The sequence below is a fragment of the Leptospira paudalimensis genome (assembly GCF_026151345.1).
Taxonomy (GTDB): Bacteria; Spirochaetota; Leptospiria; order Leptospirales; family Leptospiraceae; genus Leptospira_A; species Leptospira_A paudalimensis.
This window is the reverse complement of the sequence record NZ_JAMQPR010000001.1, coordinates 111,389-135,728: the sequence shown is the minus strand read 5'-3', so window position 1 is coordinate 135,728 and position 24,340 is coordinate 111,389. Positions and strand designations below refer to the sequence as shown.

General features: G+C 37.7%; 27 protein-coding genes. 11 read left to right on the top strand and 16 right to left on the bottom strand.

What is annotated here, in order from left to right:
• Window positions 1-59: 59 nt before the first annotated feature.
• Window positions 60-881 carry a lysophospholipid acyltransferase family protein gene (locus ND855_RS00720; protein ID WP_265359316.1) on the bottom strand — a complete coding sequence of 274 codons (822 nt, stop codon included), beginning with the start codon at window positions 879-881 and terminating at the stop codon, window positions 60-62.
• Window positions 882-952: 71 nt separating this feature from the next.
• Here ND855_RS00720 and ND855_RS00715 point away from each other — a divergent pair, with 71 nt between their 5' ends.
• On the top strand, window positions 953-1,960 hold the full coding sequence (locus ND855_RS00715) for a phosphatase PAP2 family protein (protein ID WP_265356746.1): 1,008 nt from the start codon (window positions 953-955) through the stop codon (window positions 1,958-1,960).
• A 3-nt stretch (window positions 1,961-1,963) separates the two neighbouring features.
• Entirely contained in the window at window positions 1,964-3,241 is a 1,278-nt protein-coding gene (locus tag ND855_RS00710) for an oligosaccharide flippase family protein (protein WP_265356745.1), read from the top strand.
• Here ND855_RS00710 and ND855_RS00705 read toward each other — a convergent pair.
• Window positions 3,219-3,845, bottom strand: a complete 627-nt coding sequence (locus ND855_RS00705; RefSeq protein ID WP_322113510.1) for a hypothetical protein — start codon at window positions 3,843-3,845, stop codon at window positions 3,219-3,221. The genes ND855_RS00710 and ND855_RS00705 overlap by 23 nt on opposite strands.
• On the opposite strand from ND855_RS00705, the gene ND855_RS00700 reads away from it, so the two are divergent.
• Window positions 3,802-5,274 (top strand): hypothetical protein, encoded by a 1,473-nt coding sequence (locus ND855_RS00700; protein WP_265356743.1) that lies wholly within the window; start codon window positions 3,802-3,804, stop codon window positions 5,272-5,274. The genes ND855_RS00705 and ND855_RS00700 overlap by 44 nt on opposite strands.
• Here the strand turns inward: ND855_RS00700 and ND855_RS00695 are convergent.
• The 4 genes from ND855_RS00695 to ND855_RS00680 all read right to left on the bottom strand — a co-directional run bounded on the left by ND855_RS00695 (window position 5,265) and on the right by ND855_RS00680 (window position 9,909).
• Window positions 5,265-6,170, bottom strand: coding sequence for an ATP-binding response regulator (locus ND855_RS00695; protein ID WP_265356742.1), 906 nt, complete (start codon window positions 6,168-6,170; stop codon window positions 5,265-5,267). The genes ND855_RS00700 and ND855_RS00695 overlap by 10 nt on opposite strands.
• Before the next feature lie 62 nt (window positions 6,171-6,232).
• Window positions 6,233-7,597 carry a PDZ domain-containing protein gene (locus ND855_RS00690; RefSeq protein WP_265356741.1) on the bottom strand — a complete coding sequence of 455 codons (1,365 nt, stop codon included), beginning with the start codon at window positions 7,595-7,597 and terminating at the stop codon, window positions 6,233-6,235.
• Complete coding sequence (locus ND855_RS00685; RefSeq protein WP_265356740.1) at window positions 7,584-9,041, bottom strand: S1C family serine protease; 1,458 nt, start codon at window positions 9,039-9,041, stop codon at window positions 7,584-7,586. Before ND855_RS00685 ends, ND855_RS00690 begins: the two co-directional genes overlap by 14 nt.
• A complete protein-coding gene (locus tag ND855_RS00680) occupies window positions 9,034-9,909 on the bottom strand; it encodes an LIC11113 family protein (RefSeq protein WP_265356739.1) in 876 nt (291 codons plus the stop codon). The genes ND855_RS00685 and ND855_RS00680 overlap by 8 nt, the downstream gene beginning before the upstream one ends.
• A gap of 172 nt (window positions 9,910-10,081) precedes the next feature.
• On the opposite strand from ND855_RS00680, the gene ND855_RS00675 reads away from it, so the two are divergent.
• The 3 genes from ND855_RS00675 to ND855_RS00665 are packed head-to-tail and all read left to right on the top strand — an operon-like array spanning window position 10,082 to window position 14,069.
• On the top strand, window positions 10,082-10,933 hold the full coding sequence (locus tag ND855_RS00675) for a sulfurtransferase (RefSeq protein ID WP_265356738.1): 852 nt from the start codon (window positions 10,082-10,084) through the stop codon (window positions 10,931-10,933).
• Window positions 10,934-10,993: 60 nt separating this feature from the next.
• Window positions 10,994-13,228 (top strand): alpha-glucosidase, encoded by a 2,235-nt coding sequence (locus ND855_RS00670; RefSeq protein ID WP_265356737.1) that lies wholly within the window; start codon window positions 10,994-10,996, stop codon window positions 13,226-13,228.
• Between the two features lie 13 nt (window positions 13,229-13,241).
• Window positions 13,242-14,069, top strand: a complete 828-nt coding sequence (locus ND855_RS00665) for a metallophosphoesterase (RefSeq protein WP_265356736.1) — start codon at window positions 13,242-13,244, stop codon at window positions 14,067-14,069.
• On the opposite strand, the gene ND855_RS00660 is transcribed toward ND855_RS00665, so the two are convergent.
• The 7 genes from ND855_RS00660 to flgN form a co-directional block, all read right to left on the bottom strand.
• Window positions 14,066-14,473: an OsmC family protein gene (locus ND855_RS00660; protein ID WP_265356735.1), complete on the bottom strand. Its 408-nt coding sequence runs from the start codon at window positions 14,471-14,473 to the stop codon at window positions 14,066-14,068. The two genes, ND855_RS00665 and ND855_RS00660, sit on opposite strands and share 4 nt — an antisense overlap.
• Window positions 14,470-15,144 carry a lysophospholipid acyltransferase family protein gene (locus ND855_RS00655; RefSeq protein ID WP_265356734.1) on the bottom strand — a complete coding sequence of 225 codons (675 nt, stop codon included), beginning with the start codon at window positions 15,142-15,144 and terminating at the stop codon, window positions 14,470-14,472. Before ND855_RS00655 ends, ND855_RS00660 begins: the two co-directional genes overlap by 4 nt.
• A 61-nt stretch (window positions 15,145-15,205) precedes the next feature.
• The gene (csrA, locus tag ND855_RS00650) at window positions 15,206-15,445 is read right to left on the bottom strand and encodes a carbon storage regulator CsrA (protein WP_012390131.1); all 240 of its coding nucleotides are present in this window, start codon (window positions 15,443-15,445) and stop codon (window positions 15,206-15,208) included.
• A 3-nt stretch (window positions 15,446-15,448) separates the two neighbouring features.
• A complete protein-coding gene (gene fliW / locus ND855_RS00645) occupies window positions 15,449-15,910 on the bottom strand; it encodes a flagellar assembly protein FliW (protein WP_265359315.1) in 462 nt (153 codons plus the stop codon).
• Between the two features lie 52 nt (window positions 15,911-15,962).
• Entirely contained in the window at window positions 15,963-17,228 is a 1,266-nt protein-coding gene (locus tag ND855_RS00640; RefSeq protein ID WP_265359314.1) for a flagellar hook-associated protein 3, read from the bottom strand.
• A gap of 5 nt (window positions 17,229-17,233) precedes the next feature.
• Window positions 17,234-19,147, bottom strand: coding sequence for a flagellar hook-associated protein FlgK (flgK, locus tag ND855_RS00635; RefSeq protein ID WP_265356733.1), 1,914 nt, complete (start codon window positions 19,145-19,147; stop codon window positions 17,234-17,236).
• Between the two features lie 9 nt (window positions 19,148-19,156).
• Window positions 19,157-19,669, bottom strand: a complete 513-nt coding sequence (flgN, locus tag ND855_RS00630) for a flagellar export chaperone FlgN (RefSeq protein ID WP_265355780.1) — start codon at window positions 19,667-19,669, stop codon at window positions 19,157-19,159.
• An 86-nt stretch (window positions 19,670-19,755) separates the two neighbouring features.
• Here flgN and ND855_RS00625 point away from each other — a divergent pair, with 86 nt between their 5' ends.
• Entirely contained in the window at window positions 19,756-19,935 is a 180-nt protein-coding gene (locus tag ND855_RS00625; protein ID WP_265356732.1) for a DUF1289 domain-containing protein, read from the top strand.
• A 1-nt stretch (window position 19,936) separates the two neighbouring features.
• Here the strand turns inward: ND855_RS00625 and ND855_RS00620 are convergent, their stop codons facing one another.
• The gene (locus ND855_RS00620) at window positions 19,937-20,224 is read right to left on the bottom strand and encodes an LIC10235 family protein (RefSeq protein WP_012390137.1); all 288 of its coding nucleotides are present in this window, start codon (window positions 20,222-20,224) and stop codon (window positions 19,937-19,939) included.
• Window positions 20,225-20,438: 214 nt separating this feature from the next.
• On the opposite strand from ND855_RS00620, the gene ND855_RS00615 reads away from it, so the two are divergent.
• Together ND855_RS00615 and ND855_RS00610 are read left to right on the top strand one after the other, a co-directional pair.
• Window positions 20,439-20,774: a DUF962 domain-containing protein gene (locus ND855_RS00615; protein WP_265356731.1), complete on the top strand. Its 336-nt coding sequence runs from the start codon at window positions 20,439-20,441 to the stop codon at window positions 20,772-20,774.
• A gap of 1 nt (window position 20,775) precedes the next feature.
• On the top strand, window positions 20,776-21,366 hold the full coding sequence (locus ND855_RS00610; RefSeq protein WP_265356730.1) for a hypothetical protein: 591 nt from the start codon (window positions 20,776-20,778) through the stop codon (window positions 21,364-21,366).
• On the opposite strand, the gene aat is transcribed toward ND855_RS00610, so the two are convergent.
• Together aat and ND855_RS00600 are read right to left on the bottom strand one after the other, a co-directional pair.
• A complete protein-coding gene (aat, locus tag ND855_RS00605; protein ID WP_265356729.1) occupies window positions 21,344-22,009 on the bottom strand; it encodes a leucyl/phenylalanyl-tRNA--protein transferase in 666 nt (221 codons plus the stop codon). The two genes, ND855_RS00610 and aat, sit on opposite strands and share 23 nt — an antisense overlap.
• Complete coding sequence (locus tag ND855_RS00600; RefSeq protein WP_265356728.1) at window positions 22,006-22,737, bottom strand: hypothetical protein; 732 nt, start codon at window positions 22,735-22,737, stop codon at window positions 22,006-22,008. The genes aat and ND855_RS00600 overlap by 4 nt, the downstream gene beginning before the upstream one ends.
• Before the next feature lie 12 nt (window positions 22,738-22,749).
• Here ND855_RS00600 and ND855_RS00595 point away from each other — a divergent pair, with 12 nt between their 5' ends.
• Together ND855_RS00595 and ND855_RS00590 are read left to right on the top strand one after the other, a co-directional pair.
• Window positions 22,750-23,922 (top strand): hypothetical protein, encoded by a 1,173-nt coding sequence (locus ND855_RS00595; RefSeq protein ID WP_265356727.1) that lies wholly within the window; start codon window positions 22,750-22,752, stop codon window positions 23,920-23,922.
• Entirely contained in the window at window positions 23,919-24,293 is a 375-nt protein-coding gene (locus ND855_RS00590; protein WP_100716893.1) for a hypothetical protein, read from the top strand. Before ND855_RS00595 ends, ND855_RS00590 begins: the two co-directional genes overlap by 4 nt.
• Window positions 24,294-24,340: the final 47 nt, after the last annotated feature.

Sequence of the window (24,340 nt, the reverse complement as noted above, 5' to 3'; positions counted from 1 at the left end):
AATGTGACGAGAATGACATAACTACTCAGATCATGCCATATTTTCGTTAAAAGTCGAGACTAAAGGATGGATTCTGCCTGTTTCATCAAATCTCTCACCTTGTTTTCCAAGATTTCGGTGAGTTCCTTGGCGGCTTTTTTCTCAGGGCCAGTCGGAAATTCTGAAGGTAGAATGGGTTTTCCAATCTGGTACCGAATTTTCGTTTTGAACGCATCCCCAGTGAGAAATGCTTTGGGTTTGGACATATTGGTAGCACCCACAATCCCAGATGGTATGATGGGAACACCCGCACGGATCGCAAGTTTTGCTGCCATCGCCCGAAAGGATTGTAATTCTCCTGTTTCGGAACGTGAACCTTCTGGGTAGATGGAAAGAAGTTCGCCTTCTTTCATCAGATCCACCATGTAATTCTCTAGTTTTTCATAGTATTCCATCGCTGCACGTTTGTCCATTTCTGATTCTTTCGCGGCATTGCGAATGATGGGCATACTACCCCAATTGATGAGATTTTTTTTCACCACACTTCCTAGTGAGTTCAATAAAACTTCAATCACTGGTTTTGTGAGACTGAGAGGTGGGTAATGAAAAGGAGAGTTTTTATGGTTGATAATGGCCATAATCTCTTCTTGGGGATGGAAAAGTTCATATTTTCCCAAATAAACAATCTTACGATCAGCGAAGGCACCTTGGACTGGAATGTCCAAATAATCGGTATGATTGGAGATGATAAGTGCCCCACCTGATTCAGGGATATTCTCGGAACCAGCTACTTTTACGTCATAAATGAGCTCTAAGAGGTTACGGAGGATGGTTTTTGGCACCTCACGAGGAATCACAAACAAACTTTCTAAAATATCAGCGGGATTTGGGTTAGGTTCCATAGAAACATCACATATTTCAAAATAAAACTTTATGAAATCAAGTTCGATTTTCATCTTAGATGGAAAATCCTATGAAAGAACTCTTTTTAGCCGAAACATCCCCATGGTTCTCACCAGGTCCTCTTGATGCCTTACACATCTTGGACCCATCCCTAGGAGGAATCTTTTTTGCGATTTCTACCATCTGCCATTATTTGGGTGGAAGTAGTTTTTTCCTTGGTCTTATCTCTTTTGTTTATCTTTATTACCGACCAAAACTTGCTTTTGAACTTTCTTTGGGATTACTCACCTCAGGGATTGCCGTTTCACTGTTTAAATTTTATTTTGAAAGCCCAAGACCATTCCCATATCCTGAAACATTTGATGAAAAAGCGTTTGGGTTACCATCTGGCCATGTATATTCAGCGATTGTCGTATGGGGTCTGTTAGCGTATCGTATTCCCAAATTATGGTTTCGAATTTTATCCATACTCATCATATTGTTTATGCCATTTTCCAGAATGTATCTAAAAGTACATTATTTAGGGGACGTGACATTAGGATTTGGATTGGGTGTTCTACACTTAATCATTGTTTTGTTATTATTAAATAAATATTACACAAACAAAGCAGAAACGTTTCTTTTTACAAACCAATATAGAACATTGGGTTTATTGGGAATTGTACTTACTTTGCTACCGATAACTCTCGATTCTCCTTTCTTAACAGAGGAACACCACCATAGTTTATCTGGAGTTTTGATGGCAAGTGGTGCACTCGGAGGGTTTTGGCTTGGAATCTTATTTTACCCAAGATTTAGCAAAAAAGAATTTTTGAATTGGAGTATGCCTAAACCCAATTTTCAAATTGATTCGGAAGATTTCTCGGTTTTTTGGAAAACTTTTTTTGTAAGACTTTCCATCTTGGTCATTGTGATGGCATTGTTTTATGTAATCCCAGGAATTTTGATTAAAAAAACAGTTTGGAAAGATGATTTGTTTCTACGATACATTCGATATTTAGTGGTTAGTTTTGCATTAGTATGCATTGTTCCACTTATTTTACAAAAGATCCAAAAAGGAAAGTTTTTGCAAAACTAGTACATGCAAAAAATTAAAAAAATCTTCCAACTTCTCAAAGTCGAATTGATGAAAGAAGGAGTTTTAAAAAACTCTTTCTTTGTTAGTAGTTCCAAGGCAATTTCGGCAGTCACCAATCTTGTATTTATGATTTATTCCGTCAATTTGCTAAGCAAAGCGGAAAATGGAAAACTACAATACTTTTTAGGATTCCTTCCTGTAGTCCTTGCGATTGCAGAGTTTGGATTGCCCAATGCACTCATCAAATACATCTCACCCATAGCCGAAAAAAAAGAAAATCCCGGAGCCATTTTAAATGCATCTCTTAGGATTAAATTTTATTCTTTTTTATTCTTATCAGTCATTACGATCATTGCCTATTTTACCAGTAACGAAAACTATTTAGTCCTCTTACTTTTGTTATTTGGCGGAATCATCATATCCTTTATTTCCTATTTTGAAAGTTTATTTGTATCCTATCGGAAATATAAATCATTATCCCTTTGGAATCCCCTTCCAAATATCATTCGATTAGCTTTACTTTTTTACTTTTCTGAAACGAACGAACATCCGTTAACTTATATGGATATTCTTGCAATCTTTTGTATTGCACCAATATTTGTTTTATTTTTGTTTTTTGTTTTTTTTGGAAAAGAAGAGATTTCATTTTCGGCAGATCCATCAGAAGTCCGATTGAACGAAAAAAAACTCCTTCTTTTTAATTTATGGGCTTTTGCAGCTTCCATATTTGCAATTTTATCCGATAGGATGGAGATTTTCTTTTTAAATCAATTCCATCCACCTGAAATTGTTGCCGACTATGGCACCGCCTTACAATTGTTTAGTGGATTTATCATCATTCTTGCAACATTTAACTCTATCATTTATCCAAAAATGGCAAGGTTAGCAGAAACAGATGAATTCCCAACGGTTTTAAAAAAGTCCGTTTTTTTAGGCGGAATGATAGCAATTTGTTTGGCACCAGGAATTTTACTCGCTGAACCCATTTTAACTTTGTTATTCGGAACGAAGTATACTAACTCAATTTCTGTTTTTAAAATTCTTTATCCCAACTTTTTATTACAGTTGGTATTTGCTCCACTAGGGACTGCATTATTTGCTTTGGGATTACCTAGATTACTCGCAGGTCTAGCCTTACTAAGACTATTATTTGGTGCTTTGTTTGACTATTGGATCATCCCTGACTTTGGTGCAAACGGAGCTGCTGTTTCTCTATTTTTAGGTCAAATTGTATCGTGGTTATTACTGACAGGATATTTTATGGCTTACTTTCGGAAATAACGTATTCGTAGATTTTTTTATAATTAGAGATAAGAACTTCCCATTCATTGGGTCCGATATTATTTTTATATAACATCTGATAGGCGTCTTTTACCGATTTACCTTCTGCTAAATACTCTTTTAGTTTCAAAATTACAATCTTAAATTGGATTGAGTCTAATTGTATGTCATAGTCCCTATTGATTTTTGCACCTGATGACATTTCAAATTCTCTTACAAAAAATTCCGAAAGTGCTAAAATGCCATAACCTTTCTCACTAATAGGTTGTAATTCAGTTCTTGTTTTTGCCCATGCTAACAAAAATAAGGAAGGAACTGGTGGATAATCACCTAACAAAGTACCATCTGGTAATTGTAATTTTTGCGAAAACCTTACGATTGCTCTCGCTAATTCCTTTTTACGTCTCAAGGAAATTTTGGATGCATCTTTTTGTGTTAAATAAGAAACAATCACCGCCTCTTCTTTACTATGGTCTGTTTTTTCAAAAAATCGACTCAGGTCGAAGGAAAAACGAGTGTCAGCTTCCCTGTAAGAGAAAATAACCAACAGAAGAGGGAAAATGAGAAGAAATCCATGCCGATATTTCAAAAGTATTTTCTTCATCCCTTCTAGTATCGGGATTGTTTGTTTCCTCATTCTTTCTTTTTTTCAATTCCTTGGTGCCCAGTCCTATTCTGACTCTGTAAGGGACGATGACAGAGCCAATCGTCTATTTGGAATCGTTAAGGTGGAAGAACGCCAAAATTTGCTCCCCCATCCTTCTGAAAAAAATGGATTCGGATTCCAGTCGTCCGTCGTATCGGGAGGCAAATTCCAATCCCAAAAAGGTGGAATCGATTCAGAAAAAGCCAACAGGTACCATTCAGAAGGCATTCTGACGACACCAACTTTATTTTCGTTCACCCAATCAACATGGACATCTGGATTTTTTGTCGCACCTCGAGTCACACTCAGTGAGTCTCGCATCACAAATAAAGAAGTGAAAACCGTATATGACTCAGAAGTGAGTTTCCTTTTCACAAAGGAAATTTCCAAAATCCAACTCTCTATGGAAGTTGGCCGTGGTTACAATCGACTCGACCGTTATGGATTTGTTTTTGTGGGAATGGCCAATTCCATCTTTTTGTCTCTGAACACTCAATATGGATTTCGCCTAACGGGAATTCGTTTAAATGCCAAACCTGAATTAGAAAATTGGTTTGGGCCCCCTTGGACAGGATACCGAAGGGAATTTTATGGTGGTCGTATCTCCTCAGAAAAAATACTTTTTTGGGAAGAATTTCGGCTGTTTCATTTTGTGTACGAAGACCCCAATCACAATACAAATGTTACTCTAGGATCAGGCCAAAAAGTCTCAGGCAGGTATTCTTATTCGGGAATCGAATTCCAATCCAAACCTTTTTTCGAAACATGGAGCTTTGATTTTACAACCATCAGGCTTTTAGGAGAATCAAAATCTTCTAGTTCTCCATGGTCTGAATCAAAAATAGCAACCAATTCGTATTTGGGGTATTTTTCTTTACACACTCAAAATGAAAAATTGAGTTTCGCTTTGGCAGGTTTAGTCACCAAAAAAGATGAAAAAGATAGAACTGATTCAAATAGCAATGGTTATGCGTCTAGTTTCGCCGAACCTAGAGTAATGGGAGGTTATTCTTCCTTTTTACTTTACCAATCCTTAGATTTTGTCCATCCACCTCTGTTCCGAGATCGTCCAATTTCGGCAAATCCCAATTTTGAAAACAAAGGAAATCAGATATTTGGACTTCAATTGGGTTGGGATTGGAATTCCTGGATTCGCAGTGATCTATTTATCAACCGTTCTGATTCCATTTTAGGAAAAGGAAATGAGGTGATTGGTAAATTGAGTCTACAAGCAAAAGACTTTGGAAATTTAGTTTCCCAATTTAGTCTTTCTTATACGGAAATGGATCCTAGAAAAAATAAAGTTCTCATCACGGAACCATTTACAGAGAAAGAACCTAACAAAGAATACCTAAGGTTTTATGTTTCTTTAGGAATTCAGTTTTGATTGGCATTTCCTGCAATCCGATTCCAAGTTTTAAAAAATCGAACTTCATTTCCTTTTTCATTATAAACAATAGAATCAATATTCATTTTTGCTAAAAAAATCCCTCGTCCACTCACTAAATTGGCACTTGGATTTTCAATTGGGTTGGGTATTTGAGAAACCGCAAATCCATTCCCTTCATCACGAATCACAATCGTAACACCCACATCATCCATTAGTAATTCTACAAAAACAGATGAATTATTACCGGCACATCGTTCATCAACATACTTAAAATAATCTTGGTTAGATTCTAAACATTCCTGTTTTTCAGCATAACTCACACCTGCAACACCATGTTCGATTGCATTTGCCAATAATTCATACAATACAATTTTTATGGAGATTAAATCTTCAGGTGAAGCATGTGGTGAATTTAAGATTTGTTTGGTTAAAAAGGCAATATAGGAAGTTAACTTTTTAATTTGAGGTTTTAATTTGATTTTGCAGTCACCACTGAATTGTGTAATTTCACCACTATTATAAAGTAAGGTGAGATCAATGTCTGCATTTTCAAACTTTTTAATTCGAGAGCGGAGAGCTTCCATTCGGAATGGTTTTAGAAAAAAATCAACGGCTCCCATACGAAACACATCGATTGCAATTTGAATGTCACTATCTCCCGTGATTACCAAAAAGGGAGTTTGGTTTCCATCGGCCCTTAATTTTTGAATGAATTGGATTCCATTTAATTTTGGTAAGCTGATGTCAGAAATGATTAAATCAAAAGTGTTTTGGTTGGCAATAGCAAGAGCCTCCATCCCGTCGGAGGCTAATGTAACATTAAATTCGTCTTTGAAGTATTCCCAAAACAATTCACGAATTGTTTCTTCGTCGTCAACAAATAGGATTTTCATAAGGAATGGCTTAGGGAATTAGAATGTCCTAGCATTAACAATTGTAAATCTATTTTTGATTTTTAGTCTTCCAAGTTGTACGAACGTCCCAATTTGTACGTAGACTGAAGTTCTTGTTGCAATTCCAGAATCTCTTTTTTGGTAAAAAATGCGATTTTTCCTCCAGACAATTCAAACGCGTAATAGGCGGACTCTTCTGATTGTAAAAGAGATTTTAATTGGCTAAGGGAGCTAATGCGAGTTCCATTTACCTTCTCTAAGACTAAATCTTGGAAGTCTTGGTATCCTAGGTTACCTTCTAGGGGAAAAACACGACTGAGGATTACAATTTTTTCCCTGACTGGGTGGACTTTCTTTTGGTAATAGTCAGACAAATACACCAATTTTTTTTCCGACTTCACCCTGTATTCCGAACCAAATTCTTTGAGATAGGCATTGGAAAGTTCCGTAAAGAAAAATCCTCCAACAATCAAATACAAAGGTCTGCGATCTTTTGCTTCCTCTGGGATTAAAAAATCATTAGAATCATAGGCCCTTAAATCATATGAAATACTGAGACTTTGAAAATTACGATGTAGTTTCAGTTGGATCGTTTCACCTAATTCTCGCAAACGTCCATCGGGTTTACGTAATAACAAATCCAAGATTTTATCAGCCCGGTCCCATTCATCTACTTTCGTAAGCGAAAAAGAATTGATCATGGTAACCAAGTCACCAGGGAATAAATTATAAGCAGGCCCAACTCCGGGAATCACTTCTGAAACTAAAAGTGGATTTGGAAATGATTTTGAATAATATTCTTTCTCCGAAGGAGTTAAATTCACATCAAATAAGAATCCTGGGTGAGGGAATGACTTACCACCAGATCGTAAAAACAATTCTACATATTCGGTTGGGATTAAAAAATCAGAAATCGTAATTCCGCATAACAATTGATTTTTGAAGAAAAAATCAGACTCTTCTGTTTTTTTCTGATCCAACATCAATACTTTGATTGGAGTCTTTGAAAAAGGCAAATAAACATATCGAGATTTTCCAGTAGGACAATGTTTGTCTGTCAGTTTTAAATCCAAACCTACTGGTTTTGGCAATTTCTGCATCCCTTTTGATTCTAATAATAGAAACCCAGTTTCACCATCATAAGCCTTAATTGACAATTTTGGTACTGAATAATCAAATGATTCAAATTCCGCATATACGGGGTTTTGTTTGGAAAGAGTGACACCAAAAAACATTCCCTTTCCTAAGTGGATGATATTTAATTTGCGATTGAATGGTTCACCAACTAACCATGGATTTTGGTGGCTAATCTTCTGAAAGGTTACCCTTGCTTCAATGACACGTTTGTCTTCAAACTCTTCCGCAAAAAGATTGGAAGTGATTAATACTAAAAATGATACAAGGACAATCGACTTAAATTTCTTCATAATTGGCACCATATCTTTTTTTAACTCTTTGGTTCATCTGGTAAATGGATTCAGGTCGTAACACAATTGGTAGATCCATTCCTCTAAATTTTAGTACAATCACTCCGCGTTTATTTTCTTTCCAAAGGGATTTAAATTCACTTAAATCTTTTGGAACTCGTCCATTAATCGACTCTACAACTTTGTATTTATATTTTTTATACTTTGATGTTTCTGGATCACTAAAGGCATAACTCAAAACAATATCTCTAGTTGTATAACGATAGAGAAGGTCTTGGATAAAATAACTGTAGTGGTATTGTAACGAACTATCTAAATCACCATCTTCCGAGTGGAAAAAAGATCGTGTAATTGGTTGGAAAACAAAACCTGCCTGTAAAAAATAATCTTCAGTTCCATCTCGATAGAGTTCCAATGCATAGTTTTTTTGCAAATTGACTTCTGCTTGGTTCGGTTTCCCTGCTCGATAAAAATTGATTGTAACTTTTGAATTCAATTGTTTGTCTTCAATCCAATCAATGATGAATTCTTTTTTATTGGAAGATGTAAGTTCACCATCATTTGAGATGGAAATTCCATCCACTGCCGTCACAAAATCTTTTTCTTTTAATACTTTCGAAAATGTAGAAGAAGGATAAATTCGATTCACAAAAATCCCTGTTTCACTTGCAGGTACTTTCATCGCTTGTTTTAAACTTTTTGGATTTCCATTTTGGAATGTAAATCCTAGATTCGGAAACCCATCATATTTCCCATCATTGATATCTTCTAAAAAATGACGGATGATGTCATTGGAGATCAAATACGCAATCCCTTGTTCTAATGTACTGATCTGGAATACAAGACCAACAACCTTTCCATTTTGAACAGCGGGTCCACCAGAATTGCCTGGTTGGATATTTGCCGATATTTTCAATACATTTCTATAATCTAACCCAGAGTAGGTGTATCGATTTTTTTCAAAACGTAAGATGGATCCTTTTTCGACAGATAAACTATCATTACCATTTGGAAAACCTAATAACAATACATCCGATCCTAAATTGGGAATTCCTTCCAATAAACTTAATGAAGTTGTTTGTTCCGAAAAATCGGGATCATTCACTTGTAATAACGCTAAGTCACAATCATAACCAATGAATTTTACATCCGCTAGGTATTCTTTTTTAGTGAAACTACTCTTCACTAAAATTCGTTTTGCATCACGAACTACATGTGCATTGGTTAATATAGTTTGATTGGGTAATACCAATCCTGAACCAAACCCTGTATAAAGATTTTTTTTCATCCAAGGTTGGGTTTTATTTTCAGTGTTAAACCCTTCATTCCGTATAAGGACTACGGAACGAAAAATTGAATCCACTGCAGGTTCTGATTCAGTTTGTGAAAATACTGTCTCACTCCATAATAATAAACTGAGACAAATTAAGATGATTTTATTCATAATACAGAATTACATTCTCCCAAATGATTTGAGTTTCTGAAATTTTTTTTAGGAGAGCCTTCCCTAAGACTCGTTCTCCTGGTTTTGGATCTTTCCAAATGGTATTCGAAACCATCAATTCTCCTGAAGGTGACGAAGATGCACGTATCAATCGATAGACCGAGTCTTTAACGCATGTGATGCGAAAGACATAAGAAACTGTTTGATCCCAGTAAAAACTTTGGTCTTTTTCTACAAATTCCAGCGGACAGGAAGAATCAAAAAAGATTTCTAAATTGGAAGGTACTTCTTTTCGTCTCTTTGGATTTTCCGCAATGGATTGGAAATAAAACAAGTTTGGATTTTGAATTGGTTGGTAAGAGGTTACCTTAGTAGATTTTTGATTTCGTATCTGATTTACTTTTTTTTGAGGGTAATCTAAATCTGTATCATCAAAATTAGTCTTTGTACTTTCGTTTGCATTAGATCCAACAAAATTAAATCCTGATTGGATTTCCAAATATTGTTTTTTACCAATTCGTTGAACAGACTTTAAACGGAATTCATCTTTCGGTAAATTGGTTCTATTCTGAGATAAAAATTCGATAAAAATTGGTTCTTCTGTTGATTGGCAACTGAGTCTGTAATAAGTTACAGATGAGATTTTTGATGCCAACTCAATTTGGCAATTTTCATCATTCGTAGGGTATACACTACGATTCCGTATTTTTTGTTCGAAGTTTTTTGAAATTTTACCTTGTTTCCAATGAATGATTTCATCGTTCAAAGATTGTAACGAATGAACCTTTGGAATTTTGTCAGCAGATAGATTGGCTAACGAAAATAGACTTAAAATGACTGAGAATGATATTGAAACATGCCAATTCATGGTTTACCGACTATCTTTAATATCGGATTCTATACCCCTCGGAATCAACTCTTGAACAATTGATTTCTTTTCTCATTATGTCCCAGACCAGCTTTGAATTTTTTTTTTGGTTTTCAGACTTTCAAAAATTCGAGGGGGGGAAAAGTAATGTAAGAAATAGGAGAATACTTTTTTGAACTGGAACTTTCTTAAAACCGAAATAGAACCTGGTGACTTCCTCATCGATTGTCGTTCCCAATCAGCATATGAAGAAGAAACATTAGAAGGTGCCTACTACTATCCATTTATCAAAAAAGCGTTCGGCTCCGACCCAGAATCCCAAAAAAAATTATATGGCCCGATGGCTGCTGTGGTCCAAGAGTTTCAAAAATCAAAAAAGACTCGAATCATTGTTTTTGATGAAGGAATGGGGATGTTTTCCACTCGTATGGTGTATTTACTCCGTGGAATGGGAATCAAAGATGCTTATGTTCTTGGTCAAAAATGGCCTGCTAATGGTAAAAAAGCAAAAGGAGAACTCAAAATCGAACCTCCTGTTGCGGATAAGGCAAAACCAATTGAAGGTGTTGTTGATAAAGCCTTCATGGAACGAAATCTTACGAAATTACAAATCTTTGATGCAAGGACTATGGAAGAATACGAAGGTCGTCTTCCACGTCTCACTGCTCCAGAAGAAGGAACACTCTGTGGCCGTTTGCCAGGAGCTTTCCTCTGGGATTGGAGGAATTTGTATGATGGAGAAGCCAATCTCATCGAACGTTCTATTTTCAAAAAACGCCTGAATGGTTTTCCTTTTATGCCCGAAAGGCCAACTGTGATTTATGATTACAATGGTGCCAGATCCTGTTTGTTAGCTCTTATGTTACGAGAAGCAGGATATATTGACGTTACTACTTACCAAGGTTCTTGGTTTGAATGGCGTAAATCCAACTTACCCAAACAAGCTGTTGCCGTTTTTGGTGCTAAACAAGGCGCACAAACAGCAGCACCTAGGGTAGGTGGTGTTGATCGAAAGAAAGTCTAAAAAAAGATTTACGTAACTTAAGACCATCGGTTCACTAAGCTCTCGCTCTTGGAGGATCCGATGGTTTTTCGTTTTTTATCCCTTTGTTGTATCTTTTTATTCCTAGAATGTGCCTCTCATGTTCTCACGCCTACTCCCATTCAGGAAGAAACCTTCCAAGTTTCTAAACAAATCCAATGGATTCAAAAACCAACTGAGCTTGCTCTGAAAAACACATCCTTTGACAAAAACTTCATCAAGCTCTCGTTAGATGAACCTTTCCTGTCAGTATCCGAAGTAGAAACCGTTTCCAAATACCGGATGGCTTCTTTTAAATTTGAAGAATCGACGAAACGGACTTGTTCCGAACAAACGGTGGATTCCATCAAAAAAGAAATTGGGAAAATTACCATCCTTGGTAAATTAACAGGGAAAAATTGTTCTTCCGATTACCAAGTCAACTTTGTCGCAAAATCTGATACCGAAATTGAGTTCAAAATCACTGTCTCTGATGAAAACCTAAATCGAATCCAACTTGTGTATGCGTCTCAACCAGATGAAAAGTTTTTTGGACTCGGGGAACAATTCACCTATGATGAGTTCAAAGGGAAAAAACCCTTTTTTTTCACTGAAGAACAAGGAATTGGTCGTGGAGACCAACCCATCACCACAGGAGCCAATTTACTCGCAGGAGCTGGTGGAAACGCATACACAACTTATGCCCCGATCCCCCATTACATCAGTTCCGAAAATCGATCTGTCTTTTTTGAGAACAGTGGTTATGCGAAATTTGATTTTGATCACGCCAAAAAAACTAAAGTTGAATTTTGGGACTTTCAATCTGAAAAATCAATTTCTGGATCCATATGGCTTGGCACTTCTGCCAAATCACTCATCGAAACCTACACAAAAAAAACAGGACGTTTCCCCAAACTTCCAGAGTGGGCGTATGGAACTTGGTTAGGTGTCCAAGGGGGAACAGAAAAAGTTTCAGCTATCGTAAAACAAGCTAAAGACGCTGGTAACCCCGTCACAGCACTTTGGATCCAAGACTGGTGTGGAAGGCGTGTTACCAATTTTGGTGACCAACTCAAATGGCGCTGGTATGCAGATGAAACCCTCTATCCAGATTTCAAAAAATTTGTGAAATCAATGAATGATCAAAACGTGCAGGTATTAGGTTATATCAATTCTTTCTTAGCTGATACCGACCCCAAAAAACCTGGTGATGATTTTACAAACCCCCTTCTCACAGAAGCAAAATCCAAAGGGTATCTTGTTAAAAATGCGAAAGGCGAGGATTACCTCATCCAAACGGTTGGTTTTCCCGCTTACCTCATTGATCTTACCAATCCTTTAGCTGTGAAATGGACAAAGGACCTCATCAAAAAGAATTTAATTGGAATGGGTCTTTCTGGATGGATGGCCGACTTCGGGGAATGGTTACCCTATGATGCCAAACTTCACTCAGGTGTGGATGCAAAAGTGTACCACAACCGTTACCCAGTGGATTGGGCAAGGATCAATCGTGAAGCCATCAAAGAAGCAGGGATGGAAGGAAAAATTGTCTTTTTTACAAGAGCTGGGTATAGTTATTCTAATGCCTATTCCACTCTTTTTTGGGAAGGAGACCAAATGGTCAGTTTTGGAACCAATGATGGACTCCCTTCTTCTATCGTTGGACTCACAACATCAGGTATCAGCGGTTATGCGTTAAACCATAGTGATATTGGCGGATATACAACCATATCGAATCCATTAAAAAACTACCACCGCACAAAAGAATTATTACTCCGATGGGCAGAAGTTTCTGCTTTTACCCCTGTGTTTCGTACACACGAAGGCAACAGGCCTCTTAAAAACTGGCAAGTTTACACATATACAAAACCTGACGGAACAAAATCACTTGGGGATGAAGATACAGTCCAACTGTTTGCAAAAATTGCTAGGATCCACTTTGCCTTAAAGCCATACATCCAAAGTTTGGTGGAAGAAGCATCCAAAACAGGACTTCCTGTTGTGAGACACAATGCAATAGTGGAACCAGAAGACAAAATTCTTCTCAATTACAAATACCAGTTTTTCTTAGGAGATGATGTACTCGTCGCACCTGTTGTAGAATCAAATGAAATTGTACAAGATGTATACTTACCTCGAGGGAAATGGACACATTTTTGGACAGGCACGACGTATGAAGGAAATCGAAAAATACAAATCTCTGCACCGATTGGAAAACCACCTGCTTTTATCCGCGTGGGAGGTAAATCAGAAACATTAATTCGTTCTTCCTTAGAAAGTATACGGAATAAAAATTAAGGATCCAACTCAGATGAAATTTGCATTGATTGGAGACATCCACGGCTATTGGAACCAAAAAGACATTGAATACTTCAATGAGTCTGATTATGACTTTTTATTTTTTACCGGTGACCTAAGAGGGAATCCAAAACTAGGCAAGGTTTCGTTCCAAGGACTCACCAAACGCGCGTATATGATACCTGGGAATTGGGATGGAACAAGCCTTACTTCCGTGATCGGAGAAATTGTACACTCCAAACTTCTCATCCAATCAGGTCATTTAAGGCAAGGTAGAAGGTTACAAAAACTATCCGAACGTGTGAAACCGATCACAATCCTTGGTTATAGTTCACTTGTACTGTCTCAAGAATTGGATTTGTCTCTCATTGTGGGTCGACCACATGCAATGGGTGGAGGACTTAGTTTTTTGCCTCACTTAAAAAAAACCTATCACGTTACCGATATGGAAACTTCCATTGAGACATATAAACGACTGATTGATGGAACAAAGGAAAAACATTTACTCTTCCTTTCGCATAACGGGCCTTTTGGGCTCGGTTCAGCTAAAAATGCGATGTATGGAGCTGAATTTAAAAAGGAAGGTGGTGATTGGGGTGATGTCGATTTAACAGAAGCCATTCAATATGCCAAATCAATTGGGAAAAAAGTTCCCCTTGTCCTATCTGGCCATATGCACCATTCCATTAGCAAAACCAAAGAAAGGGAAACACATGAATATACTGGTGGGACTTTTTACGTGAATGGAGCCAAAGTCCCAAGGATCAGAGAAGGGAAACATTTTCACACAAAGATCGAATGGACAGGGGGATCTGCCACTGTCATCCCCATGTGGGTTTAAGAGAGTAAAAGAGTTTCGATTTCGATTTTCCCAGTGAGAATTTTGTGAACGGGGCAAGCATTGGCAACTGAATACAACCGTTCCCTTTCCTCTGGTTTTAAATTTCCTTTGAGAGTGACTTCGCGAACGAATTTGTGATCCTCAGGTGACCGTTTATCAATTGTTACTTGGACAGAAACGGAATCTAATGCATACCCTTTTCTATCTGCATACATTCGTATTGTAATCGAAGTACATGCTCCTAAGGAAGATGCAAGAAGTTCTGTCGGCATAGGACCAAGATCTGTGCCTTCTTTATCTGCTGGTTCGTCTGCTATCCAATGGTGTTTGCCTTTTGAGATTTTGGTTTCGTATTTTGTGTTTTCCGTTGTGACAATCACTTTGTCTTCGAATACTGCTGTCATTTGGATTCTCCTTTACGAATTCGTTCCGCTTCCTGAATCGCTTTCTCCCTATTTTTTAACATAGCTTCTTCAACTTTCAATCTCATATTTTCAAATTCCACCTCGTTTAACTCACGAGGAACGTAAATTGGTTCCCCATACGAAACAACAAAGGTTGTAAACGGTTTTGGAACCCTATGTTTGTCCCACGCCTTTTCCAAAATCCATTGCCTTGAACATTCATAATGAAAAGGAACGATAGGAACTTGTGTGACTTGTGCAGCTGCAATGATTCCAGGTTGTAGAATTAGCGCAGGTCCTCTTGGTCCATCAGGTGTAAATGCAGCAGGTAATCCTTTTTTCAAATGTTGGATCATTGCTTTTAGTGCTTTTGATCCACCTTTAGAACTACTGCCTCGAATACTTGAATTCCCAAAACGGTGAACCACTTGGTTGATAAAATCTCCGTCTTTCGATTCTGAAATCAAGACAGCCACGTTTTTATTTCGATGAAGGTAAGGAGAGTACAATACGTTCGTATGCCAAATGGAATAGATGTATGGTTTTTTATTTTTAAATATTTCTTCGTATTGTTCGTTTTTGATGATGCGAAATCGCGATGTGAGGTCGATGAATCGTTGTAGCCAAACGATAATGAGTGGTAAAAGCCAAACTAATATTTTTCGTTTCAAGAGATAAATTCACTCCCTGGAGTTTGTTTCCAGAGAATGTTTTGATTAGAGAAAGATCAAGTTAAGTTTTCTTCTTAAATAGGTCTCCCAATTTACCTAAGTCTTCTGGTTTGATGTTTGTACCTGCAGCCTTTTTGTTCTCTTCTTGGATTTCTTTGTACACTTCTGCTCTATGTACAGAAACATTTTTAGGAGCTTTGACACCAATCTTAACTTGATCCCCTTTGATATCAACGATGACAATTTCAATGTCATCACCTATCATAATGGATTGGTTACTTCTCCTTGCTAAAACTAACACGAGCTAAACCTTTTCGGAAGACATTTCTTCCATTGACTCTATGATATTTTTGCGAATTGGATGGTTTTCATCTCTAGAAATACATTGTTTTCCTTTTCCTTCTTTTCCATTCAGGATGATTGGCCCTTGCAAATTGGCAGTCATTCCTTTTGGATTGTCATGAGGAATAGTCACAATGAGAAATATTATCCCTTCTTTCCAACTAGTTAATCCAATATCATGTAACTCTTCGTCACTGATTGCAGGTTTGTAATGATTCATAAACAGTTCGGGTTGGATTACAATGAATGCAAGACCCGACTCTTTTGTGGATTGTAACCATTTGAATGGACTTTCTGCACTTTCTTCGATCAGTGCATATTCATCAAATTCTTCAAATCCAAGTAACCCTTGAGGGAATTTAAGAATTTGTTTTGAATCCACTTGGATGGTTCCGAAAGGTTTTGTATGAATCGTTACCGACATTCTAGTTCCTGTTGTTTCTAATCTTTCTAATGTGCCTGTCATTTAATCCCAATTACCTTAGGAAATCCATCAAAGTTGGTTTGATGATTTTAGATCCAACATTGAGCGCATAACTATGAATTGTTTCTAACCACTTCATGTTCATAATCGTTTCCGGAAAATCAATTCCTTCATTTTTAGCAAGAAGTTCCGTCATGTACATCTTATCATAAGAAACTCGTTCTTCATGTTGTTCCAATCGATTCATACGAGCACCGATGGTAGCACGATGGCGTAGAATATTTTCCAATGCTAAGTCCAAATCACCTAAATCGCGACCACCAATTCTTTCTTGGTCTTTTTGGATGAGGTCATTTCGAAGTTGGATGAGAGTATCAAAAACAGAAAGTCCTGTTACCGTTGCTGATTTAGAATAATTATTTGGTGGTTCACTTGCACTTGGTTCAATGAGTCCAATGTCACGTAACACAGTTCCACCGTCTACATCCTCTAGCCAAATTTGGTGAGGTGCTGTGGAAGAAATTGAAATGTTATCTTGGGCAAGTTTACTTGCTTTTACTTCCAAAGGAGCGTTATTGATTTTATCAATCACATCATCAATGGTATCACCCACAGAGATATGGATTTCTACTCCATCAATTTTGAACTTTTGGTCAGAAGTAGCTTGGTAAGCAGAGTTGTCCACTTTGGAAGTAACACTGACGTTTGTTCCCCAAAACACTTTGTTCCCTGGGATCGTGATAGGGATGTATTCTCCTTTTTCAATCTCACGGAGTTGTTCGCCAATGTCCCCGCGGTATTCCACACCCACGTATTGGTTTTTCAGTTCTAGACCTTGCAAACCCTTAATTTTTGATTCAATTGGTTCAAATGGAGGTCTTTCAATTACATGACCACCAAACAAAGGTTGTCCCGTCGCATCACGTGCGTTAGCGAGATCCACGATGGCACGTAAGTGTTGGTCAATTTCTTTTCCAATGGCAACTTCGAGTTCAAATCCTTTGTCCCCTTGGTAAATACCATTTCCAGCTTGTACGGTTAACACACGAACTCGTTGGAAAATTTCACCCATCTTATCGAGGACCCCATCAATCTGTTGCAGACGTTGGTATCCATCCCCAATGTTTTCTTCGTACTGAGAGAGTTCATTGAGGCGAGATCTAAAGTACATTTGGTTTGTGGCCGCACCCGGATCATCTGAAGGTTTACGGATTTTTAATCCAGTCCCTAGTTGCGTTTGGGTTTCGTCCATTGCCACTTGGTGGCGGTTTAAATTCCGCACCAAGGAATTGTTCTGCATCATGTTAGTAATTCTGATCATGATTATACACCTAACCTATTGATGATGGTATCTAACATTTCATTGAGTGTGGAGATCATCCGAGCCGAGGCATTATAAGATTGTTGGAACTGAACCATATTGGCCATCTCCTCATCTAAATTCACACCCATAACTGATTGGCGCATGTTTTCTAATTCCACCATCAGTTCGTTTTGTGTCGTATACTCTTGTTTCGCTTCACGAGCTTCGGTTCCCAGTCTTGAAATCAGTGAGTTGTAAAAATCATCAGTTGTTTTGGAATAATCAAACATCACTGGTTTTTCACGCAGAGCCGCTGCGATAAGAAGTGCATTGGATCCGTCTTTTTGACCGTTTGGTGAATTGTAATCACCGGAACCATTCACATCTTTACCTCGACCTGCGGCAATATTAGCTGGGTTATTTCTCACATCATCAGACATTTTAAAGAATGAAGAGGGGTGGTACATCGGTGTGAGTGTGATGTCTTGTGCATTCGCTTGGAATTTATTGATCTCACCAATTTTTCGGTAATCAAACGATCCCGATACACCAGAGGCAGTCAAAATTCCAGTGAGACCCACAAGGAGTTCTCCAGAATCTTCCAAGTGGCGGATCATAAAGTTTTCTTTTTTGTCTTGTGGGTTTGTCGTACTCTTTAGCGCCAATTGGTTGTCATGCGACATGTAAGCCACAACACCAGTTTCAGAACGATTGATTCGTTTGATAACCGCATTTAAGGTATCATCTTTGGAATACGGTACAAGGATTTCTGTTTCGCCTCCAGGACTTGCTTTTAAAAATCGCATGGTCCCTGAGATTCCAATGGGGCGATCAGGATCAAGAGAAGTGCGACCTGTCACTCGAAACACTGCTGTTTTATCGTTGAGTCCATCACCATCAGTATCGATTTCCCCGAAGGTATTGGTAGCAAGAGCTCTTTGTTCAAAGAAGTTCACATTGGTTTTGCCATTCAGTCCAAATCCATCTTTATGGATTTCGTTGATCACATCCATGGCATTGATCGCAAGTGCATCCACAGCATTGATTTTTTCGACTAAGATTCTATCTCTGATTTCGTAAAGGGCTTGGATACTCCCTTTTCTCAGGAGAACTGTATCGCCAGTTTCAGACCATTTTAAATCAAGTAGTCCATCATTGTTTGGATTCCCTACCAAATCAATTTTGTGAACCTTTTGCCCTTGGATGAGGATTTGTTGGCCAATAAAAACCATCAGTTCATCTTCATCGTTACGTCCGATGGTGATGTCAGCCATCCCAGCTAATTCTTGTAAAAGCTCGTCTCTTCTATCCAAAAGGTCATTTGGATTGTCACCTAATGCTTGTGATTTCGTAATTTTTTCATTAAGAGATTTGATGTTTTCGGAAACAGTATTGAGGTGGTTTACTTTTGCTTCAATTTCCCGATTCGATTGGTCACGGAGAAGAGAAAGTTTTCTGTAAACATCTTCCATACGTGAACCAAGTGCTTCGGCTTTTTCCTGCACAACGGCTCTATGCGCTGTTTCTTCAGGATAGTTCGAAAGGTCTTCCCAAGAAGACCAAAACTGATCCATCATGGACCTAAGTGTCGTTCCCGTTGGCTCATTAAAAACTGTTTCTACTTGGTACAAATAATCATTTTTTTTGCCCCAATATTCTTTTAAGGAAGAGGAATCAATGATGCGATCATCAATAAAATTATCACGAACTCGTTCAATCTCGGAAATTTTTACCCCTTGTCCAATTTGACCAGGAACCTCTGCACGGTTGAAAGCTGGATCATAAATAGGATCCATGCTGTTCATGACAACTCGTTGACGCGCATAATGTTTGTTATCCGCGTTGGAAATATTATGACCTGTGGTTTGGATCGCCTGTTGGTGGACCGAAAGTCCTCGTTTTCCGATTTCTATACCTTGGAATGTTGATCCCATACGATTCTCCTAGGCAGTCGCGTTCAAAATGATCGCGCCTTTTTGGCTCTGCCCACGCCTTGTTGGTTGTTTGTGAGAGGTATACACCTTTTCACGGGATAACTCTTGTAGTGAGTCAACGGTTGCTTGCAAAAATTCTTTTCTGGTTCTTAGAAGTTTTTCGTTTGTGATGATGGCGTCTTTTAAGTCTGCCACCACCTTTTTAAGTTCTAACGCAAACGTTTTGAGTTTAAAATTGGACTCGCGGTCCATTTGGTTTAAAAAATGAGTGAGTGTGATCGAAGATTCGTCTTTTTGGAATTTTTCCTTTTCATAAACATCTTCTATGGTTTTCATCCGAATTCGTTCCAATTCAGAGGCTTCTACCATGATATGATAACTTTCTTTAACAAAGGACTCGAGTGATTTGCCGTCCGCTTGGTGGATGGCGTTTCTTTTTTTGCCTTCCAAATCCAAAAGGCGCTTGTAACAGTCTATTTCTGTAGTAAATAAACTTCTAAGTGATTCTACCCAATCCAACATGCGAATTCCTTTTCCCTTATGGGAAGGATCGACGGATTCCCAAACTAGCTTAGGAAAATTTATAAAAATTTACTATTTTCAGGTCTATGTCTCGAAAATCACCATGTATTAAAATCTGTATGATGGATCCAGAATCTGAGTTTTGTGCTGGTTGTTACCGAACAATCGAAGAAATCGGGGCATGGTCCAGTATGACCGATGAGGAAAAAGAAGCAGTCTGGCAGGAGCTCCCGCGTAGAAAGGCGGGAAACTCTACCAAAGAATAGGTTATTTAGTACCTTTATCAATCTTATTGCGGTGTTCCTCACAGAGTCTATAGAGTTGATCTGTAGATGGATTTTTCTTTGTGACTTTTTTTCCGCATACAATACACAAACCTTGTGCCCTTCTTCTTTTGTATAACAATTGAACTCGTTCGGCACCTGATAAATTGTATTTACTGATTTGAAGACGAACTCCTTTTACCAAATAACTTCCGATGGCAGACTCCTCTCCTTTTTTTAATTCGGAAAAAATCTTGTTTAACTCATCCGGCTTAATCGATTTAGGCTTCATACATTCTCCTACTTTTTGCTAAATTTAACTCTCTGTTAGATTCTAAATGTTAATGCACATTAGTTTCTACCCACTAACGTGCAACTCTATTTTAAAATCATATCTGAATTCTCGAATATAGATTCAAAAACTAGGGACAAACTCTAATATTTGGAATGATTTTTGAGTTGGCAAAGTGAAAAGATCGACTAAGGTTTAGAGAAAGGACCAATTTATGGAAAAGAAGTACAAAACACTCAAAGATTTTTTCCCATTCTATTTAGAAGAACATAGCCATCCGTTTAACCGTGCGTTACATTTTGTTGGCTCAAGTCTTGCCTTCGGTTGTATTCTAGGATTTATCGCAACTACTAAGTTGTATATCTTAGGTTTGGCACTTGTTAGTGGGTATTTCTTTGCATGGATCGGACATTTCTTTGTCGAAAAAAATCGCCCTGCGACATTTACCTACCCAATTTATTCCTTCGTTTCTGATTGGATGATGTACTTCAAAATGTTAATGGGACGTATTGATGTTGAATTTGCCAAAATTAAGTCAAAAAAAAATTAAGATGAATCTAGTTCTCAATTTGATGATAACTCTTGTTTTGCTCTCGGGTTGTCGCCCGAGAGAAATCACAAAAGAAGAAATCACTTCAATACGGGATCAAAACAAAAATTCACTCATACCTTTTGCCGAATCAATATTACCCAAGATACTTGGTACTGAATTTAAAAACATTGAATCAATGCTCAATAAAGACAAACAGAACGAAGTTCATGTCACATATGGAAGTAACAGTGCGTTAACATTCAATGATCCTTCTGAGTACCGCAAGGTGATGACCGAATACCATAGTTTGGTTTTACTACGCATAGGATATGTTTTGAACCTCCACCATTTTGATTTATTGTCACTTAGCCTTTCCAAACCTTTCTTCATCCAAGGTGAAAAAAATCCAGAAACAGAAATCCAAGAAGCTGAGATTTACCGAACAACGATGAAACAAATGGAGATGACGAATTTTTTTGAGAACCATCCAAACTTCGATCCATTCAAAGCACCTATGATTGGAGAAAAAGAATGGGAAAAGCTAACAGAAGAAGTACAGAAACTTTGGAAAGTAGAATTAGATGAAATCAGTCGTGTGAAGGTGGAATGACCCAAGGAACCATATCTTTGATAGAACGTTCCAATCGATCTAAATAAGATAGTTTTGGAATTTCATAAGCACCCAATTGCCAAGTCACATGGTTGAGCTGTTGGGTGTCAAATAACTCAAATTTTGATTCTTTCAGTTTTGCAAACAAATGAAAGAGCCCAATTTTTCCTGCATCTGATTCAAACGAAAACATACTTTCCCCTGCAAAAAACTTACCGATGGCAACACCATACACACCACCCACTAAAACATTTTCCGCATTCCATACTTCCACTGAGTGCGCCCAACCTTTTTTGTGGAGTTCCAAATAACCATCGATAAAACCTGGAGTGATCCAAGTGTTATCCTTTTCCCGATAAGAACAAGCTTGCATGACGATCGGGAATGCTTCGTTAAAACTGATACGAAATTTTTTTTGTCTTACTTTGCGAAGAACGGTTTTAGAAAAATGAACTCGATGAATGTCAAAAATGGCACGAGGATCCAAACAATACCAACGAATTGGATCCTCAGACCAAGGGAAAATGCCATGTGTATATGCGTATAACAGTCGATCAACGGAGAAATCACCGCCGACTGCAACCAAATCTTCCCTCCATTGCCGAGGGTTTTTAAAAAATTGGTCAAAACTCCTTTTTGTCAAGGTTCCAATACATCCTTTGGATAATCATAAACAATTTTCACTTTCAAACTTTTCCCATTTTCATCATTGATATTGGAAAGACCTTCGAATTGTAAAATACGACGAGTTTGTACATCATACACCAAAAGAAATGGTTTCACAACTTGTTTCAAAAGAAAGTTATCAATTTCTAATCTGAGGTAAAGGGCAGGTCTTCCTTTCCACTCACCATCCTTGATTTTTAAAACCGCAAATTTATAATCATCAAGTTGTACTGGAGCGATGAAGTGGAAAGACATTCTCTCTCCTCTAGACAATGGTTCCCAATTGTTCCTTACAAAATAATCGAAACCTCCATCCATCACAGCGGGAGATTTTGGAGTATATGTTTTTTCAGAAAGAGGATCTTCTTTTTTCCGTTTAAAAAATAAACGAACCGATTTTCCTTTTACATCAGCTCCTTCCGTATAACCATCTCTATCATCAACTGTCTTAAAGGTTGGTACTTCCGAATTTTGATCAAACTCAATGTGTTTGGAACCAAATACTTTTCCATTGGCATCTTTGTATTGGATTTCGGAGTGAGTGTGTTTTCCATTATTATAATATTCTTTATGATTGTCCGAATAAATGTACTTTCCTGTGTTTAGGTCATATGCCTTACCAAAATATTGGTATTTAGGTTTTTCTGCCAAAAGAGGCAAAAAGGATGGAAAAACTATGGCGAAAATTAGGATTTTACGTATCATACTCATTAGACCATGAAAAAATACAGACTGACTGACCAAAGGACACTTTTAGGGATTGTTTCCAAACTGACAACTACGGTTCTACAAGACCGTGACACCAATCAAAAATTCACACTTACCAATCCAGTCGCAGTCAATGATATCTTAAAATCTGTGCACATCACAATCGAAACAACGGAACCCATGGTTTCAAAACCGAAATCCTTGGTTTGTGTCCTAAAAGAAAATCGTGTGGAACTTAGAGTCAAACCTGTGAATCCGTACCAAGACGATTTGTTACAAGTATACGAAATTTTAATCGAACCTTTAGAACGTTCCGCAAAACGAGCAGCGATCGAAGACATTTCCGCATATGATTTAAAGATGGCACAAACTGCGGATTTAGGCACCGTAATTTCTATTTACGGAAAAACCTCTATCATCAACCAAACATTAAATCAGTGGCAAATCCACCTAGAACAAGTGCTAACGAATTTTGGTTACTTTATCAAAAAAGTCCAAATCGGTTTTTATTATGCGGCTGACACACAGTTAATGGAAGCCCTAGCTACATCGAAAGCTCCGTATTATGTCCGTGATGCGAATCGTAGGATTTTTTATACCGATCGCGGATTTTATAGTCCTAAAAAATTGAGTGAAATGTACGTCCGTTCCTATTTGGATTCGTTATTACTCAGCAATACAAAATCTACATTAATTTTTCCATTTTTTGCCAATGGTAAGGTACTCTTAGGTTACTTCGAAATCATCAGCAATTTACCTGATTTAGGTAATCCGGTTTTACAATCTAATATCGAAGGTCCCGAAGGTATTGGCCCCTTACTTAGCTTTTTAGACCAAAAAGCAGAAGAATTTGTTTTCCAACTTGAATTTGCTTATGCAAAAGATTGGGAAACAATCATTCGCACAACACCCGTTAGAGACATTAGCCAAGATGGACGTGGAATTGGAATGACACTTCCGAAAGGAACAAATATCGATGGAAGACCCATAGGTTCACCAGTTTCCTTTCAATTAAAAATCAACTCATCTCCTTACACATTTTTTGGAAGTTTGCGAAGTCTAAAAAAAGGAGACAACGATACTACGAATATTGGATTACAAATTTTCCAATGTGACAAATCAGAAGGTATGTCACTTCTTAGTACATACGCATCAAATTTAATTGGAGAAGCTGTTTCATGACACCTGAACAGTATGAAACAATCGTTACACTATTAAGAGAGATACAAAACCAAGGTGGTTCCGATCCTTACCGTTTGGCTTTGTATTTAGTCCCTCACATTGGGATCATTTTTGGGACCACATTTTTGTTTTTTTTGTTCCAATGGTGGCATAAACAGAAAATGGCATTAATCCAATCAGGACAGTACAAACCGTGGAGTTTTGACATCAGATTGTATTCATTTTTACTAGGTCTTTTGTTGACATTCACTGGATTTACGTTATCGTTTGTATTTATACTCGTCTTAGGTCGTTCTATGGCGATGTTAGGAGGGTTAATCCCATTCGCAATTGGACTCGGTCTCTTGACCTTTTACAAACTGAGCCGTTAACAGAGACCAAACGGAAATGTAACGACGAAGACTGGAATTCCATCCAG